This is a genomic window from Streptomyces sp. NPDC033216, from assembly GCF_055577115.1.
Map to the genome: position 1 here is coordinate 197,285 of NZ_JBVIQK010000013.1, position 15,332 is coordinate 212,616.

The 15,332-nt window shown below is 70.1% G+C and carries 13 protein-coding genes; 8 read left to right on the plus strand and 5 right to left on the minus strand.

Features of this window, described 5'->3' with window-relative positions:
• Nucleotides 1-117: 117 nt before the first annotated feature.
• The 3 genes from gltX to ACZ5Y0_RS23975 form a co-directional block, all read right to left on the minus strand.
• Nucleotides 118-1,602, minus strand: a complete 1,485-nt coding sequence (gltX, locus tag ACZ5Y0_RS23965; protein ID WP_469130721.1) for a glutamate--tRNA ligase — start codon at nt 1,600-1,602, stop codon at nt 118-120.
• Nucleotides 1,595-2,371, minus strand: coding sequence for a fumarylacetoacetate hydrolase family protein (locus ACZ5Y0_RS23970; protein WP_469130722.1), 777 nt, complete (start codon nt 2,369-2,371; stop codon nt 1,595-1,597). The genes gltX and ACZ5Y0_RS23970 overlap by 8 nt, the downstream gene beginning before the upstream one ends.
• 133 nt (nt 2,372-2,504) lie before the next feature.
• A complete protein-coding gene (locus tag ACZ5Y0_RS23975) occupies nt 2,505-2,690 on the minus strand; it encodes a hypothetical protein (RefSeq protein WP_356562054.1) in 186 nt (61 codons plus the stop codon).
• Nucleotides 2,691-3,286: 596 nt separating this feature from the next.
• Here ACZ5Y0_RS23975 and ACZ5Y0_RS23980 point away from each other — a divergent pair.
• From ACZ5Y0_RS23980 to ACZ5Y0_RS24015, 8 genes are all read left to right on the plus strand, one after another.
• On the plus strand, nt 3,287-7,039 hold the full coding sequence (locus ACZ5Y0_RS23980; protein ID WP_469130723.1) for a sensor histidine kinase: 3,753 nt from the start codon (nt 3,287-3,289) through the stop codon (nt 7,037-7,039).
• A gap of 9 nt (nt 7,040-7,048) precedes the next feature.
• Complete coding sequence (locus tag ACZ5Y0_RS23985) at nt 7,049-7,462, plus strand: roadblock/LC7 domain-containing protein (RefSeq protein ID WP_003993189.1); 414 nt, start codon at nt 7,049-7,051, stop codon at nt 7,460-7,462.
• A gap of 113 nt (nt 7,463-7,575) precedes the next feature.
• The gene (locus tag ACZ5Y0_RS23990; RefSeq protein WP_019058642.1) at nt 7,576-7,974 is read left to right on the plus strand and encodes a DUF742 domain-containing protein; all 399 of its coding nucleotides are present in this window, start codon (nt 7,576-7,578) and stop codon (nt 7,972-7,974) included.
• Nucleotides 7,955-8,530, plus strand: a complete 576-nt coding sequence (locus tag ACZ5Y0_RS23995) for a GTP-binding protein (RefSeq protein ID WP_030793795.1) — start codon at nt 7,955-7,957, stop codon at nt 8,528-8,530. Before ACZ5Y0_RS23990 ends, ACZ5Y0_RS23995 begins: the two co-directional genes overlap by 20 nt.
• A gap of 380 nt (nt 8,531-8,910) precedes the next feature.
• Nucleotides 8,911-12,210, plus strand: coding sequence for a sensor histidine kinase (locus ACZ5Y0_RS24000; protein ID WP_469130724.1), 3,300 nt, complete (start codon nt 8,911-8,913; stop codon nt 12,208-12,210).
• 10 nt (nt 12,211-12,220) lie between these two features.
• Nucleotides 12,221-12,634, plus strand: coding sequence for a roadblock/LC7 domain-containing protein (locus ACZ5Y0_RS24005; protein ID WP_033321188.1), 414 nt, complete (start codon nt 12,221-12,223; stop codon nt 12,632-12,634).
• A 96-nt stretch (nt 12,635-12,730) separates the two neighbouring features.
• The gene (locus tag ACZ5Y0_RS24010) at nt 12,731-13,318 is read left to right on the plus strand and encodes a DUF742 domain-containing protein (protein ID WP_469130725.1); all 588 of its coding nucleotides are present in this window, start codon (nt 12,731-12,733) and stop codon (nt 13,316-13,318) included.
• Complete coding sequence (locus tag ACZ5Y0_RS24015; protein ID WP_071369867.1) at nt 13,299-13,880, plus strand: GTP-binding protein; 582 nt, start codon at nt 13,299-13,301, stop codon at nt 13,878-13,880. The genes ACZ5Y0_RS24010 and ACZ5Y0_RS24015 overlap by 20 nt, the downstream gene beginning before the upstream one ends.
• Before the next feature lie 316 nt (nt 13,881-14,196).
• Here the strand turns inward: ACZ5Y0_RS24015 and ACZ5Y0_RS24020 are convergent, their stop codons facing one another.
• Together ACZ5Y0_RS24020 and ACZ5Y0_RS24025 are read right to left on the minus strand one after the other, a co-directional pair.
• Nucleotides 14,197-14,388 carry an acyl-CoA carboxylase subunit epsilon gene (locus ACZ5Y0_RS24020; RefSeq protein WP_469130726.1) on the minus strand — a complete coding sequence of 64 codons (192 nt, stop codon included), beginning with the start codon at nt 14,386-14,388 and terminating at the stop codon, nt 14,197-14,199.
• Nucleotides 14,389-14,445: 57 nt separating this feature from the next.
• Nucleotides 14,446-15,332, minus strand: an 887-nt coding sequence (locus ACZ5Y0_RS24025; RefSeq protein WP_469130727.1) for an acyl-CoA carboxylase subunit beta, incomplete at its 5' end; no start/stop codon positions are given.

A 15,332-nucleotide genomic window follows, 5' to 3' on the forward strand; every position in this document is an offset into this window, starting at 1 on the left:
GGCGGAACGGCGAAGGTGCGACACCCGGACGGGGTGCCGCACCTCACAGGCGCCGGACGGTCTGCCGCAACCTCACAGGCGCCGACGGTCCGCCGCGCCTCCCAGGCGCGGGACGGTCTACGCAGCGAGCCTGGCCAGTGCCGCGTCGATACGGGACAGCGCCTTCTCCTTGCCCAGGACCTCCAGGGACTCGAAGAGGGGCAGGCCGACCGTGCGGCCGGTGACGGCGACGCGGACCGGCGCCTGGGCCTTGCCGAGCTTGAGGCCGTGGGCCTCGCCGGCGGCCAGGACGGCCTCCTTGAGCGCCTCCGGGCTGGTCCAGTCGGCCTCGGCCAGCTTCTCGCGGGCCGTGGCGAGCAGGGCGTCCGAGCCCTCCTTCATCGCCTTCGTCCAGCTCGCGTCGTCGACGGCCGGCTCGGCGAGGAAGAGGAAGTCGACGTTGTCGGTGATCTCGGAGAGGACCTTGAGGCGGGTCTGGGCGTGCGGGGCGATCCGCTGCCACTTCGTCTCGTCGAAGTCCTCCGGCGCCCAGGGGGCGAACGGGGCCCGCAACCACGGACGGCAGCGCTCGGTGAAGTCCTTCACGTCCAGCAGCCGGATGTGGTCGGAGTTGATCGCCTCGCACTTCTTCAGGTCGAAGCGCGCCGGGTTGGGGTTGACGTCCGCGATGTCGAAGGCCGCGACCACCTCGTCCATCGTGAAGATGTCCTGGTCGGCCGAGAGGGACCAGCCGAGCAGCGAGAGGTAGTTGAGCAGGCCCTCGGGGAGGAAGCCGCGCTCCCGGTAGAGGTTGAGGGACGACTCGGGGTCGCGCTTGGAGAGCTTCTTGTTGCCCTCGCCCATCACGTACGGCAGATGGCCGAAGGCGGGGATCTCCTTGGCGATGCCCAGCTCGATCAGTGCCTTGTACAGGGCGATCTGGCGGGGGGTGGAGGAGAGCAGGTCCTCGCCGCGCAGGACGTGGGTGATCTCCATCAGGGCGTCGTCGACCGGGTTGACCAGCGTGTACAGGGGGGCGCCGTTGGCGCGGACGATGCCGTAGTCCGGGACGTTCTCCGGGGTGAAGGTCAGCTCGCCGCGGACCAGGTCCGTGAAGGTGATCGCCTCGTCGGGCATCCGGAAGCGGACGATCGGGGTGCGGCCCTGGGCCTGGTACTCCTCGACCTGCGCGGCGGTCAGCTCGCGGCAGTGACCGTCGTAGCCGGAGGGCCGGCCCGCGGCGCGGGCGGCCTCGCGGCGGGTGTCCAGCTCCTCCTGGGAGCAGTAGCAGCGGTAGGCGTGACCGGCGGCGAGGAGCTTCTCGGCGACGTCCTTGTAGAGGTCCATCCGCTGCGACTGGCGGTACGGCGCGTGCGGGCCGCCGATCTCGGGACCCTCGTCCCAGTCGAAGCCCAGCCAGCGCAGCGAGTCCAGGAGCTGGTTGTAGGACTCCTCGGAGTCGCGGGCCGCGTCGGTGTCCTCGATGCGGAAGACCAGCGTGCCCTGGTGGTGCTTGGCGAACGCCCAGTTGAACAGGGCCGTACGGACCAGGCCCACGTGGGGGTTGCCGGTCGGCGACGGACAGAAACGGACACGTACGGGGGAGCCGGGTGCGCTAGCCACGCTTGACAACCTTGTTGGTGAGAGTGCCGATGCCTTCGATGCTGACGGAGACCTCGTCGCCGACAGCGAGCGGGCCGACCCCTGCCGGGGTGCCCGTGAGGATCACGTCGCCGGGGAGCAGCGTCATGGCCTCGGTGATGTTGACGATCAGATCCTCGATCGAGTGGATCATCTCGCTGGTGCGGCCGAGCTGCCGCTGCTGCCCGTTGACGGTCAGCTGGACGGTGAGGTCGCCCGGGTCGAGGTCGGTCTCCACCCAGGGGCCGAGCGGACAGGCGGAGTCGAAGCCCTTGGCCCTGGCCCACTGCTTCTCGCGCTTCTGGACGTCCCGCGCGGTGACGTCGTTGGCGCAGGTGTAGCCGAAGATCACGTCCTTGACGCGCTCGCGCGGGACCTCACGGCACATGCGGCCGATCACCACGGCCAGTTCGGCCTCGTGGTGGAGGTCCTCGGAGTAGGACGGGTACTGGATGTCGTCCCCGGGTCCGACCACGGAGGTGGAGGGCTTGAAGAAGGCGAACGGGGCGTCTGGCACCTCGTTGCCGAGTTCGCGTGCGTGCTCGGCGTAGTTGCGGCCGAAGGCCACGATCTTGCTGGGGAGCACGGGTGGCAGCAGCCGGACCTTGCTCAGCGGCACCTTGGTGCCGGAGAGCTCGTGTTCCGTGAACGGGATGCCCTTGATGATGTCGAGGACGAGCTCGTCCGGCTTGTCGCCCTCGACCGCGCCGAAGGCGACGTTCCCGTCGATGGAGAACCTGGCGATGCGCACGGGTTGGTTGGCCCCTTGACTGAGCTGGCTGGAGTCTGACGCTCCAGGCTAACGCGGAAGGGCGTCCCCGGCCGGAGACGCCCTTGACATCCGTGACCGGCCTCCCTGAACATGCGGCGGCCGGTGCGCGTACCTACTCGGCGGAGGAGGTCACGGGGATCTCCATGAGGATGGTGCGCCTGGGGTTGGCGGTCTGGGCCGGGAGGTCGACGGAGTGCTCCTGCTGCTCCGGGAGCCGCAGTTCGTCGGCGTCCTTGAGGTGCGCCAGCGTCGTGCGTCGCGGGTTGGCGATCTTGTGGAACATCGTCGTCGTCTTCACTGTCGTACTGAGCCCTGTCCTGTCCGGGCGCCGGGCGGGCGGAGGGAGCCCCCGTAAGCGCGTCTTGTCGGATTTGCCATCGCTGTAAAGCGTCAGGCTAAACACGCGATTCCCGAAGTACGCGTGCGGGCCTCATGATCTAGGTGTGAGTTTGCTCACGAATCCGCGCCCAAACCGGTCAATCCAGACTCTCGGTCGACCGCTAGAAAACGGACATTGCCCCCCTGAAGCTCTCATTCCGCTCCTGATCATGGCGACTGGGACACCCCGTCTCGCCTGACCCTTCGCCCCCGTTTGCCCGTATTGCCACGGATCACTTTCTACGTCCGGTCATGCACTCCTCACCCGCTGTCACGGATGTCACAGCCCGGCCAACAAGCCTTGTTGGAGATCCGGCACTGTGCTGGAATTCCACGGACCGCCGCGGGAACGAGCCGGCGCGCAGGGCGCACAGCAGCGCCGAGCGGCGGCTGGAAGGGGGAGCCAGCGCCGGTACTCACGACCAATCGGGGGGCGTATTCAGGGCGCCCCTCAAGACGCCGACACCGTCCTTCCGTTCACGCGGAGGGGCGCCTGGTCCAGAGGTTGCGACGCTAGTGCAGGGACGTTTCAAGAGGGATGGCAGTGCTCCGGCCGAGCCGGGGCCGCACGGCGGGACTGGCCCCACGGCCGGCAGCTCCTCGCCCCAGCACGCCCAGAACCCGGGCCCGGCCGGCGACGGCGGTGAGCGCCCCGGGCGCTCCGGCGCGTCCGCGTCGACGAGCTCCCTTCAACCGACTCCGACGGTCAGGCCACCGGTCGAAACTCCCGGCTCCGGATCGCGTATGGCCCTGCGCAACTGGCGCATCTCCACGCGTCTCGTCGCACTGCTGACACTGCCCGTGGTCGCCGCCACCACGCTGGGCACGTTCCGCATCAACCAGTCCATGGACGACATCCAGCAGCTCGACAACATGAAGCTGCTGACGGACATGACCAAGCAGGCGACCGAGCTGGCCATCCGGCTCCAGGACGAGCGCGACAAGTCCGCGGGTCCGCTCGCCCACGGCAAGACCGCGGCCGACTTCACGGTCAAGGGCGCCCGCGAGAAGACCGACCTGACGCTGGACTCCTTCAAGGACGCCTCCGAGAAGATCGACGCCTCCAGCACGGACGGCGACCTCCAGGGTGTCCGCGACAGCCTCGTGGGTCTCCTCAGCGACCTCGGCAACCTCGCGAAGGTCCGGAAGACGGCCTATGCGGAGCAGAAGAACTCCACCCAGACGGTGGAGGCCTACCACCGCCTCATCACCCACCTGCTCGACCTCTCGCAGGACATGGCGCAGGCCACGAGCAACCCGGAGATGATCCAGCGCACCCGCGCGCTGGCCGCCTTCTCGGCCGCCAAGGAGTACGCCTCCGTCCAGCGCGCCGTCCTCGCGGCCGCGCTGCCGGTCAACGACGACGTCTACGGCGAGATATCCGAGAACGACCGGCAGTACGCCGAGGCCGCGCTGGAGAACCAGGACTCCGAACTGGCGAGCTTCGCCAGCATCTACGGCGACGGGGGCGCCGAGGAACTGCTCCAGCCCGTCGAGCAGGGCAGCCCGACCATCGAGGACGCCGACACCTACGCCACGCGTGCGCTCAGCTCCCCCACCGGTCTGAAGTCGCTGGACAAGCGGTCGTACCAGGACTGGTTCGACGCCAGCACGACCAAGATCCGGCAGATGAACAACATCGAGACCACGCTGCTCGAGGACATGGAGCAGAAGGCCCGCGAGCTGCGCGCCGAGTCCGAGCGCGAGGCGATCATCTCCGGTGCGCTGATCCTGCTGGTCCTCGGTGTGTCGCTGGTCGGCGCGTTCGTCGTCGCCCGGTCCATGATCCGCTCGCTGCGCCGGCTCCAGGAGACGGCCACCAAGGTCGCCCAGGACCGGCTGCCCGAGCTGGTCAAGCAGCTGTCCGAGTCCGACCCGCAGGACGTCGACACGTCCGTGGAATCGGTCGGCGTGCACTCCCGGGACGAGATCGGCCAGGTGGCCGCGGCCTTCGACGACGTGCACCGCGAGGCCGTCCGCCTCGCCGCCGAGCAGGCCCTCCTGCGGGGCAACGTCAACGCGATGTTCACCAACCTCTCGCGCCGCTCCCAGGGCCTCATCCAGCGTCAGCTGTCGCTCATCTCCGAACTGGAGTCCCGCGAGGCCGACCCGGACCAGCTGTCCTCCCTGTTCAAGCTCGACCACCTCGCGACCCGCATGCGCCGTAACGGTGAGAACCTCCTGGTCCTCGCCGGTGAGGAGCCCGGCCGCCGCTGGACCCGTCCGGTCCCGCTGGTCGACGTGCTCCGGGCCGCCGCCTCCGAGGTGGAGCAGTACGAGCGGATCGAGCTGTCCTCCGTGCCGACCACCGAAGTGGCCGGCCGGGTCGTCAACGACCTCGTGCACCTCCTCGCCGAGCTGCTCGAGAACGCGACCTCGTTCTCCTCCCCGCAGACCAAGGTCAAGGTCACCGGTCACGCGCTGCCCGACGGCCGCGTCCTGATCGAGATCCACGACACCGGCATCGGCCTCTCCCCCGAGGACCTCGCCGCGATCAACGAACGGCTCGCGTCACCGCCCACCGTGGACGTGTCGGTCTCCCGCCGCATGGGCCTCTTCGTGGTCGGCCGGCTGTCCCAGCGGCACGGCATCCGCATCCAGCTCCGCCCGTCCGACTCCGGCGGTACGACCGCGCTGGTCATGCTGCCCGTGGACGTCGCCCAGGGCGGCAAGAAGCCGCAGCCCAAGTCCGGTCAGGGCAGCGTGTCGGGTGGTCCCGCCGCCGCGCAGGCCGCCGCCGGTGTCGCCGCGGCCCGCCGTCAGAGCGGCCAGGGTGGCCAGGGCGGTGCGCTCGGTGCCGGTGCGCCCGGCGGCGGTCCCCTCGGTGCCGGCTCCGGCACGGGTGGCCGGCTCGCCGCCGGTCAGGGGCCCCGGGCCGCGTTGCCCGGCCGTGACGGCGGTGGCCGTCCCGGTGCGCCGCGCGGACCGCAGGGTCCGGCCTCGCCCCCGCAGGCTCGCCCGGCTCCGGCCGGCGCCGGCTTCGGCGGTCAGGCCCCGGGTGCGCCGCAGGGTCTCCAGTCGGCCGGTACCGGTACGCCGGGCCAGGGCCAGGACATGTTCGGCGCCGGGCGTCCGCCCGCGCCGCGCCAGAACGACAACCGTGGCGAGCAGGGCGGTCGCGGCCGTGGCCGTCAGCCGCAGCTGCCGCCGCGCGGTGGGCCGCGTGCCGAGCTGCCGGGTGGCGACCCGCAGCCCCGCGGCGCCGGGTGGGGCGGCGACAACGCCCAGCCGCCGGTCCCGCGCACCCCGTTGGACGCCCCGCGCGGACACGACGAGCCGGAGGTCGCGCAGACCTCGCGGATGCCGCGCATCGACGACCGTCAGGGGCCCGGTGGCACCGCCGAGATACCGAGGATCGAGGAGCACCAGGGCCCGGCCGGCCCCGCGGACTTCGCGCGCCCCGGCACCGGCGGCCCGCAGCATCCCGGTCAGTACCAGGACATGGCCCACTTCTCGGGTCTGAACGGCGCTCAGGACACGGGCCAGTTCCCGGCTCCGGGCACGGGCGGACGGCAGGACGGCTACGTCCGCAACGACGTCTTCGGCACCCCGGGCGGGCAGAACGCCCCGGCGGGCCCCAACCGGTTCGCCGCTCCGCAGGCCTACGACAACAACTCCACCGGTCAGTTCCCCGCACCCGGCCACGACGGTTCCGGCACCGGCCAGCACTCGCTGCCCGGCGGCCAGGACGTCTCGTCCCCGGGCCGGTTCGACCGCTCCCAGAACGCCAACGGCGGCAACGGCTACGACTCCCCGCAGCAGCAGCCCGTTCCGCCGCGCCCCGCCCCCCGCTCCGAGCCGGAGGCCCTGCCCCCGGCCGGTCCGGGTGACGGCCGGACCCCGCTGTACGACACCCTGGAGACCAACTGGTTCCACGGACAGCAGGCCGACGGAAACGGCGACGGCTCGGCTCCCACGCCGCAGCAACAGCAGCCGCAGGCTCCGGCTGCTCCCCAGCGTCCCGCGGCGACCGGCTCCTCCTGGCGCACCTCGCCCAACGACGAACTCGTTCGTCAGGCCGAGCGCGTCCGGCAGCCCGCCGCGGGCGGCATCACCACTTCCGGCCTGCCGCGCCGGGTGCCCAGGGCGAACCTCGTCCCGGGCACGGCTCAGCAGCAACAGCACCAAGCCGGTCCGCAGGTCTCGCGTGCGCCTGACGACGTACGCGGACGGCTGACCAATCTCCGTCGGGGCATCGCGCAGGGTCGACAGGCCGGCAACGGCTCGACCGGCAGTTTCCCGAGCCCCACTCACCAGCAGGAGCGTTAGTTGAGCCAGATGAGCCAGGCGGCACAGAATCTGAACTGGTTGATCACCAACTTCGTGGACAACACCCCTGGGGTGTCCCACACCGTTGTCGTGTCCGCCGACGGGCTCCTGCTCGCCATGTCAGAGGGTTTCCCCCGCGACCGTGCCGACCAGTTGGCGGCCGTCGCGTCCGGCCTCACGTCGCTGACGGCCGGGGCCTCCCGGATCTTCGAGGGCGGCAGCGTGGCACAGACGGTCGTCGAGATGGAGCGGGGATTCCTCTTCCTCATGTCCGTCTCGGACGGCTCGTCCCTCGCCGTTCTCGCGCACCCCGAGTGCGACATCGGCCTTGTCGGCTACGAGATGGCGCTCCTGGTCGACCGCGCCGGGGCGGTGCTCACGCCCGACCTGCGCGCCGAACTACAGGGCAGTCTGCTCCACTGACCCGCCCAGGCACCACCCGCCTCACGAAATCACCGTCCGGCCGACACAATCCCCCCACCGGCCTCGACGGACGGCACGACTGACCGAGACTTGCTGTCCCGCCCGGAGGATTCATGACCCCGCCCACCGCCTCTCATGATCCGTACGCGGAGCCGTACGGGGACGAGGGCGACCAGCCGCTGGTGCGTCCGTACGCGATGACCGGCGGCCGGACCCGGCCGCGCTACCAGCTCGCCATCGAGGCGCTGATCAGCACCACGGCCGACCCGGCAGCGCTCATGGGGCTGCTCCCCGAGCACCAGCGCATCTGCCACCTCTGCCGTGAGGTGAAGTCGGTCGCGGAGGTCTCGGCGCTCCTCGCCATGCCGCTCGGTGTGGCCCGGATCCTCGTGGCCGACCTCGCCGAAGCCGGACTGGTGGCCATTCACCAGCCGGGCGGCGACGAGAACAACGGTGGCGCACCTGACGTGACGCTGCTCGAAAGGGTGCTCAGTGGACTTCGCAAGCTCTGACGGAGGGCGGGCCACCACCTCCGCGAAGATCGTGGTGGCGGGCGGCTTCGGCGTGGGCAAGACCACGTTCGTGGGCGCCGTCTCCGAGATCAACCCGCTGCGCACCGAGGCCGTGATGACGTCCGCGAGCGCGGGCATCGACGACCTCACCCACACCGGGGACAAGACCACCACCACGGTGGCCATGGACTTCGGACGTATCACGCTCGACCAGGACCTGATCCTGTACCTCTTCGGTACACCGGGCCAGGACCGCTTCTGGTTCATGTGGGACGACCTGGTGCGCGGTGCCATCGGCGCCGTGGTGCTGGTGGACACCCGCCGGCTGGCCGACTGCTTCCCGGCGGTGGACTACTTCGAGAACTCGGGTCTGCCGTTCGTCGTCGCCCTCAACGGCTTCGACGGGCAGCAGCCGTACCAGCCCGAGGAGGTGCGCGAGGCGCTGCAGATCGGGCCGGACACCCCGATCATCACGACCGACGCACGCCACCGTTCGGACGCCAAGTCGGCGCTGATCACGCTGGTAGAGCACGCGCTCATGGCTCGCCTGCGGTGAGCCGGGACCACATCCGTGGTGTCGTACGTCAGTTGCCGTAGACGTTCCGGAGCCGACTGTGGCCTTTGACACGGCCGGCTCCGGTGTTCATAACGTTTCGGCAGAGGAATCGGGTGGTACGGCCACGCGTCGCGGTCGCTTGGTGTCGCTGCGCGCACGAACGCCCCGTCATTTGACGGGGCTAGTTCGTTTTGACCGTTTTATCTGGGGCTTACATCGCTTCGAACCGGCACTTCCCCATGTTTGGAACTGCGCTGGTCGTCGTGCTGGAATGCCTGAACTGCCCAATGGTCAATGACGTACTCATGGTCGATGGCTGACCGGGCTCTGAGACACTGCGGCACGACGAAGGTGCCGACCGCCGAGAGGTTGTTGGTCGAGTGAGGCGAAGCAAGAAAAGTCCCGAGCCGGCGGCCCGGGGCAACTTCACCCCGCCGCCGCGCGGAGCGGCACCCGCCCCTGTGCCCGGTTCGGAGCCGTCGGCAGCACCCGCGAAGAGCGGTGGCCGTCTTTCCCCGCGCAACTGGCGGGTGCCCACCAGGCTGAACGCGATCCTGCTCATACCCGTGCTGGTCGGCCTCGTCATGGGCGGCTTCCAGGTGAAGGGCTCGATCGACACGTGGCAGGAGGCCCGCGACGCGGAGAAGGTGGCGAAGATCGTGGCCGCCGCCGGCGCGTACGCCGAGGCGCTGCTGAACGAGCGTGACGTCTCCGCCGAACCACTGCTTCAGAACAAGAAGGACAGCGAGGTCGTCAAGGACGCCCGCGCCGTGACCGACCAGAAAGCCGTCGCCTTCCACAACGAGACGGTCGGCATGCCGGACAAGGAAGGCCTCAAGCGCCGCCTCGGCCTGGTGAAGGACATGGAGCCGACTCTCGCGAAGATCCGCGCGGCCGCCTACACCAAGGCGCTGGACCCGGTGAAGACCGAAGAGGGCTACGTCGCGATCGAGCACCTGCTGATGGAGTTCTCCAACGAACTCGGCCTCGGCACCGGCAACATCACGGCGTACGGCCGCACCGTCTACGCGATCGCCCTCGCCAAGGGCGCCGAGTCGCTCCAGCGCTCGATCGGCATGCACCTCCTCGTCCGGCCCAGCCCCGACAAGACGGTCTTCCGCCAGCAGCTCACCGCCTTCACCTCGTACGCCTACCTGGAGAACGTGGCCCTCCAGGAGTACGTCTCCGGTGGCACCACGCAGGACGCGGCGCGCCTCAAGCAGGTCATGAACGAGAAGACCGAGGAAGGCAAGAAGCAGGCCGCGGAAGCCCAGGAGAAGGCCGAGGCGGCCGACCAGGACTTCGTCGCCCCGCCCCCCATGGACAAGATGATCCAGGCGATCGGCAGCGGGCAGTCGCCCGCCCAGCTGGCCGAGCAGGGCGTCACCGCCCAGGCCTGGATGTCGGCGGCGACCCTGAAGTTCGAGGGTTACAGCCAGATCGAGACCGACCTCATCAACCGTGCGGTGACCGACGCCGGGCAGATCGCCTCCGACGCCCAGCGGGACGCCATCATCAACGGCGCGATCGTCATCATCGCCCTGCTGACCGCGTTCATCATCGCCAGCCTCATGGCCCGCCAGATGAGCCAGTCCATGCGCCAGCTGCGCAACGCCGCCTTCGGCATCGCCGAGCAGCGGCTGCCGATGCTGGTCGACCAGCTCTCGCGCACCGATCCCGGCCGGGTCGACACCCGGGTCTCGCCGATCCCGATCAACACCACGGACGAGATCGGCGAGGTCGCCCGCGCCTTCGACCAGGTCCACCGTGAGGCCGTCCGGCTCGCCGCCGAGCAGGCACTGCTGCGGGGCAACATCAACGCGATCTTCACCAACCTGTCGCGCCGCAACCAGTCCCTGATCGAGGGCCAGCTGACGCTGATCACCGAACTGGAGAACAACGAGGCCGACCCGGACCAGCTGGAGAACCTCTTCCGCCTGGACCACCTCGCGACCCGTATGCGCCGCAACGGCGAGAACCTGCTGGTCCTCGCCGGCGAGGAGCCGGGCCGTCGCTGGGACCAGCCGGTCCCGCTGGTCGACGTGCTGCGCGCCGCCTCCTCCGAGGTGGAGCAGTACGAGCGCGTCGAGCTGTCGGGCGTACCGGAGGCCGAGATCCACGGCCGTGCCGTGACCGACCTCGTGCACCTGCTGGCGGAGCTGCTGGAGAACGCCACCACGTTCTCCTCCCCGCAGACCAAGGTGCGGGTCACCGCGACCCGTCTCCCCGACGGCCGCGTGATGATCGAGATCCACGACAAGGGCATCGGTCTCACCGCCGAGGACTTCGCGGACATCAACCACAAGCTGGCCAACCCGCCGACCGTGGACGCCGCGATCTCGCAGCGCATGGGCCTGTTCGTGGTCGGGCGGCTGTCCGACCGGCACGGCATCCGGGTCCAGCTGCGCCCCTCGGGCGAACAGGCCGGCACCACCTCGCTGGTCATGCTGCCCGACGCCATCACCCACGGCGGTGGTGGCGAGCACCAGCCCGAGCGCGACGACTTCACCGTCTCGCAGATCATCCCGGAGCAGCGGTTCCCGGGCGAGGACTTCAACCACCAGCCGCTGCGCACGGCGGCCGAACTGGGCTTCGACGACAGCCAGTACACGGAGGTCCCCGACGACCCGCGTGACCTGGACCCGGTCGGCCGCTCCCTGGTGCGCGAGGAGCGCCGGGCGGCCCTGGACGCCCCCGCACCCGGTCATCCGAACCAGCCGGGCCGGCAGCAGTCCGCCGAGGCACCCGCGTACGGCGACGGTTTCGACCAGACGCGGCAGCGGCCCGCGTTCGACGCCTCCCCCAACGGCTTCGTCCCGCCGCAGAACGGCTACGACGGCGGCGCGACCGGATACGCCGAGCAGCCGGCGGCGTACGACCCGCAGACGTCGTACGAGGAGCAGCAGCACACGGCGTACGAGGATCCGTACGGCGCGTCCAACGGCGGTGTGCCGCAGAGCGAGGCCTTCCCGGCGAACGGGACGGGGGCGCGGAACGGTGCCTTCGGGCAGCACGGCGGCTACCCCGACTCCGCGTATGCGGAGGCTCCCCAGGACGAGCGGACGCCGGAGCGGCAGGCCGCGCCGGAGGGCTTCCAGTCGTACGAGGAGCAGCCCTACCAGGACGACTGGCCGCAGCAGAACAGCTACCAGAACGGCTACCAGGACCAGTACGCTCCGCAAGCGGAATCCGTGCAGGCCGCTGACGCCGGTGAGCAGGACAGCGTAGGCTTCGACCGTGCGGGGCCGGGCCCCTCCGAGCCCCAGGCGTTGACCGACGCCGGACTGCCCCGCCGCGGGTCCCACGCGGCGAGCGGTTCGAACGGTGCGCGGCCCGTGCCCCAGGAAGCGTCGGCTCCCGCTTCGGACGGCCCCGCGGACTGGCGTTCGGCGAACGACGCGCGCTGGCAGCAGGCCGCCCAGCTCAAGAAGCCGAAGGCTGGCGGGGTCACCTCCTCCGGTCTGCCGCGACGGGTGCCCAAGGCCAATCTGGTCGAGGGCACCGCCGAGAGCACCCCCCAGGGAGGCCCCCAGGTCTCCCGCGCCCCGGAGGACGTCCGAGGCAGGTTGAGCAACCTGCGTCGAGGCGTTCAGCGCGGACGCAACGCAGGAAGTGAACCGAACGGTCAGGCCAGGAATCAGCACAGTGGTCCTGACAGCACCTACAACCAGGAGCGTTAGTGTGAGCCCGATGAGCCAGGCGGCACAGAACCTGAACTGGTTGATCACCAACTTCGTGGACAACACCCCGGGGGTGTCCCACACGGTGGTGGTCTCCGCCGACGGACTCCTTCTGGCGATGTCCGAAGGCTTTCCCCGCGACCGTGCCGACCAGCTCGCGGCCGTCGCCTCCGGTCTGACGTCGCTGACGGCAGGCGCCTCCCGGATCTTCGAGGGGGGCAGCGTGAACCAGACGGTCGTGGAGATGGAACGGGGATTCCTGTTCATCATGTCCATCTCGGACGGTTCGTCGCTCGCGGTGCTCGCTCACCCCGAGGCGGACATCGGCCTCGTCGGCTACGAGATGGCCCTTCTGGTGGACCGGGCCGGCACGGTCCTGACGCCCGACCTTCGAGCGGAGCTCCAAGGGAGCCTTCTCAACTAATAGATGGACGGTGCGTTTTGGCGTCCCGAGGCCGTAGGGTTTCGGGACGCGGCTTCCACGTGGTGGGTGCCAGGCACAGTCGGAGGAGGAGAGAAAGTGGCAACACCCCCAGGCGGTTCCCATTCGGGCAACTGGTCGTACGGCCCTGCCCAGGGCCAGGGCGACGGTTCTCAGAACCCGAACCGTTACGACTTCCCCTCCGCTCCGAGCCAGCGTCAGCCGTACGCACCTCAGGGTCCGCAGGGTCCCGGGCCGTCGCCGTACGACCAGCCGCACCAGCCGCGCATCGAGCCCGTGCAGCCGCATCGCCGCGCCCCCGAGTCGGCGCCCGCCGGGGCGTCGAACAACCCCTTGGTGCGTCCGTACGCCATGACCGGCGGTCGGACCCGCCCGCGGTACCAGCTCGCCATCGAGGCGCTGGTGCACACCACCGCGGCTCCGCACCAGATGCAGGGGCAGCTGCCCGAGCATCAGCGGATCTGCAACCTGTGCCGGGAGATCAAGTCGGTGGCCGAGATCTCGGCCCTCCTGACGATCCCTCTCGGCGTGGCCAGGATCCTCGTCGCCGACTTGGCGGAGGCGGGACTGGTCGCCATCCATCAGCCCGGCGGCGACGAGAACGCCGGCGGCCAGCCAGACGTGACACTGCTCGAAAGGGTGCTCAGTGGACTTCGCAAGCTCTAGCGGCGGTCCTTCCCGCTCCACCACCTCAGCGAAGATCGTGGTGGCGGGTGGCTTCGGCGTGGGCAAGACCACGTTCGTCGGGGCCGTCTCGGAGATCAACCCGCTGCGTACCGAGGCCGTCATGACGTCCGCTTCGGCGGGCATCGACGACCTCACCCACACCGGAGACAAGACGACCACGACGGTCGCCATGGACTTCGGCCGTATCACCTTGGACCAGGACCTGATCCTGTACCTCTTCGGTACGCCCGGCCAGGACCGCTTCTGGTTCATGTGGGACGACCTGGTGCGCGGCGCCATCGGGGCGATCGTCCTCGTGGACACCCGCCGACTCGCCGACTGCTTCCCGGCGGTCGACTACTTCGAGAACTCGGGTCTCCCCTTCGTCATCGCCCTCAACGGCTTCGACGGCAACCAGCCGTACCAGCCGGACGAGGTGCGCGAGGCCCTCCAGATCGGCCCCGACACCCCGATCATCACGACGGACGCACGCCACCGCGCGGACGCCAAGTCGGCGCTGATCACGCTGGTCGAGCACGCGCTGATGGCGCGTCTGCGGTAGGACCACCGGCTTCCGGCTTCCTCCGGCTTCCGTGCAACGGCCCCTTGCCCCCTTCCCGGGGAGGCGCAGGGGCCTTTGCACGTCACCAGGGTCCGGCGGGGTCCCGGCGATCGGCGGCCGCAGGAGGCCCTGGAGCGATGCGGTCCGGTTCGCCAGGGGCGCCGGAGCGCGTCGATCTGCTCCACCTCGTCCTCGCGTTCCGCCGGCCCGCCCACCGCCCGCCCCCGCGTGGGGGGGCGGACGCCCCCCGCACGACGAAGGCCCCGGCCGCCCATAGGGCGTCGGGGCCTTCGTCGTGCTCGTGGCGCGCGGGCGGTCAGCGCCAGCTGTGCGGGGCGCGGAAACCGCCCTCGCGCTCCAGGCGGCGCCAGCCGGCCTTGAGGCGGCCGCGGTGGGCCGGGGTGGGCTCGGGGGAACGGGCGGCACGGGCCAGCAGGATCGCCGTGATGGCGGCGACTTCCTCGGGCTCGGCGTGGCCCTTCTCGACGCGGATGTCAGGCGTGGTCATGGGTGTCAGTCTCCGTGAGAGAGGTTTCCGCAGGGGTGGCGCGGAAAGTCCGCTGGGTTACTGCGGGGGGTTGCCGTGCTTGCGTGAGGGCAGGTCGGCGTGCTTGGTGTGCAGCATCGCCAGGGACCTGACGAGGATCTCACGGGTCTCGGCGGGGTCGATGACGTCGTCGACGAGACCGCGCTCGGCCGCGTAGTAGGGGTGCATCAGCTCGGACTTGTACTCCTTGACCATGCGGGCCCGCATGGCCTCGGAGTCCTCGGCCTCGGCGATCTGGCGGCGGAAGATGACGTTGGCGGCGCCCTCGGCGCCCATCACGGCGATCTCGTTGGTGGGCCAGGCGAACGTGAGGTCGGCGCCGATGGACTGGCTGTCCATGACGATGTAGGCGCCTCCGTACGCCTTGCGCAGGATCAGGGAGATCCGGGGCACGGTCGCGTTGCAGTAGGCGTAGAGGAGCTTCGCGCCGTGGCGGATGATCCCGCCGTGCTCCTGGTCGACGCCGGGCAGGAAGCCGGGGACGTCCAGGAGAGTGATGATCGGGATGTTGAAGGCGTCACACATCTGCACGAAGCGGGCGGCCTTCTCGCTGGCCTCGATGTCCAGGACGCCCGCCAGGGTCTGCGGCTGGTTGGCGACGATGCCCACGGCCCGGCCGTCCAGCCGGGCCAGCGCGCAGATGATGTTGCGCGCCCAGCGCTCGTGCACCTCCAGGTACTCGCCGTCGTCGACGATCTCCTCGATGACCTTGGTCATGTCGTACGGCCGGTTGCCGTCCGCGGGGACCAGGTCGAGCAGGACGTCACCCCGGCGCTCGGCCGGGTCGGTGCACTCGACGCGTGGCGGATTCTCGCGGTTGTTCTGCGGGAGGAGGGAGAGGAGGTAGCGCACCTCCGCGATGCAGGTCTCCTCGTCGTCGTAGGCGAAGTGGCAGACGCCGGAGG

Bases quoted from the DNA above. Each gene is read 5' to 3' on its own strand.
- ACZ5Y0_RS23990 (WP_019058642.1), top strand. From the start codon at position 7,576: ATGACCCCGCCCACCGCCTCTCATGATCCGTACGCGGAGCCGTACGGG.
- ACZ5Y0_RS24020 (WP_469130726.1), bottom strand. From the start codon at position 14,388: ATGACCACGCCTGACATCCGCGTCGAGAAGGGCCACGCCGAGCCCGAG.
- ACZ5Y0_RS24005 (WP_033321188.1), top strand. From the start codon at position 12,221: ATGAGCCAGGCGGCACAGAACCTGAACTGGTTGATCACCAACTTCGTG.
- ACZ5Y0_RS23985 (WP_003993189.1), top strand. From the start codon at position 7,049: ATGAGCCAGGCGGCACAGAATCTGAACTGGTTGATCACCAACTTCGTG.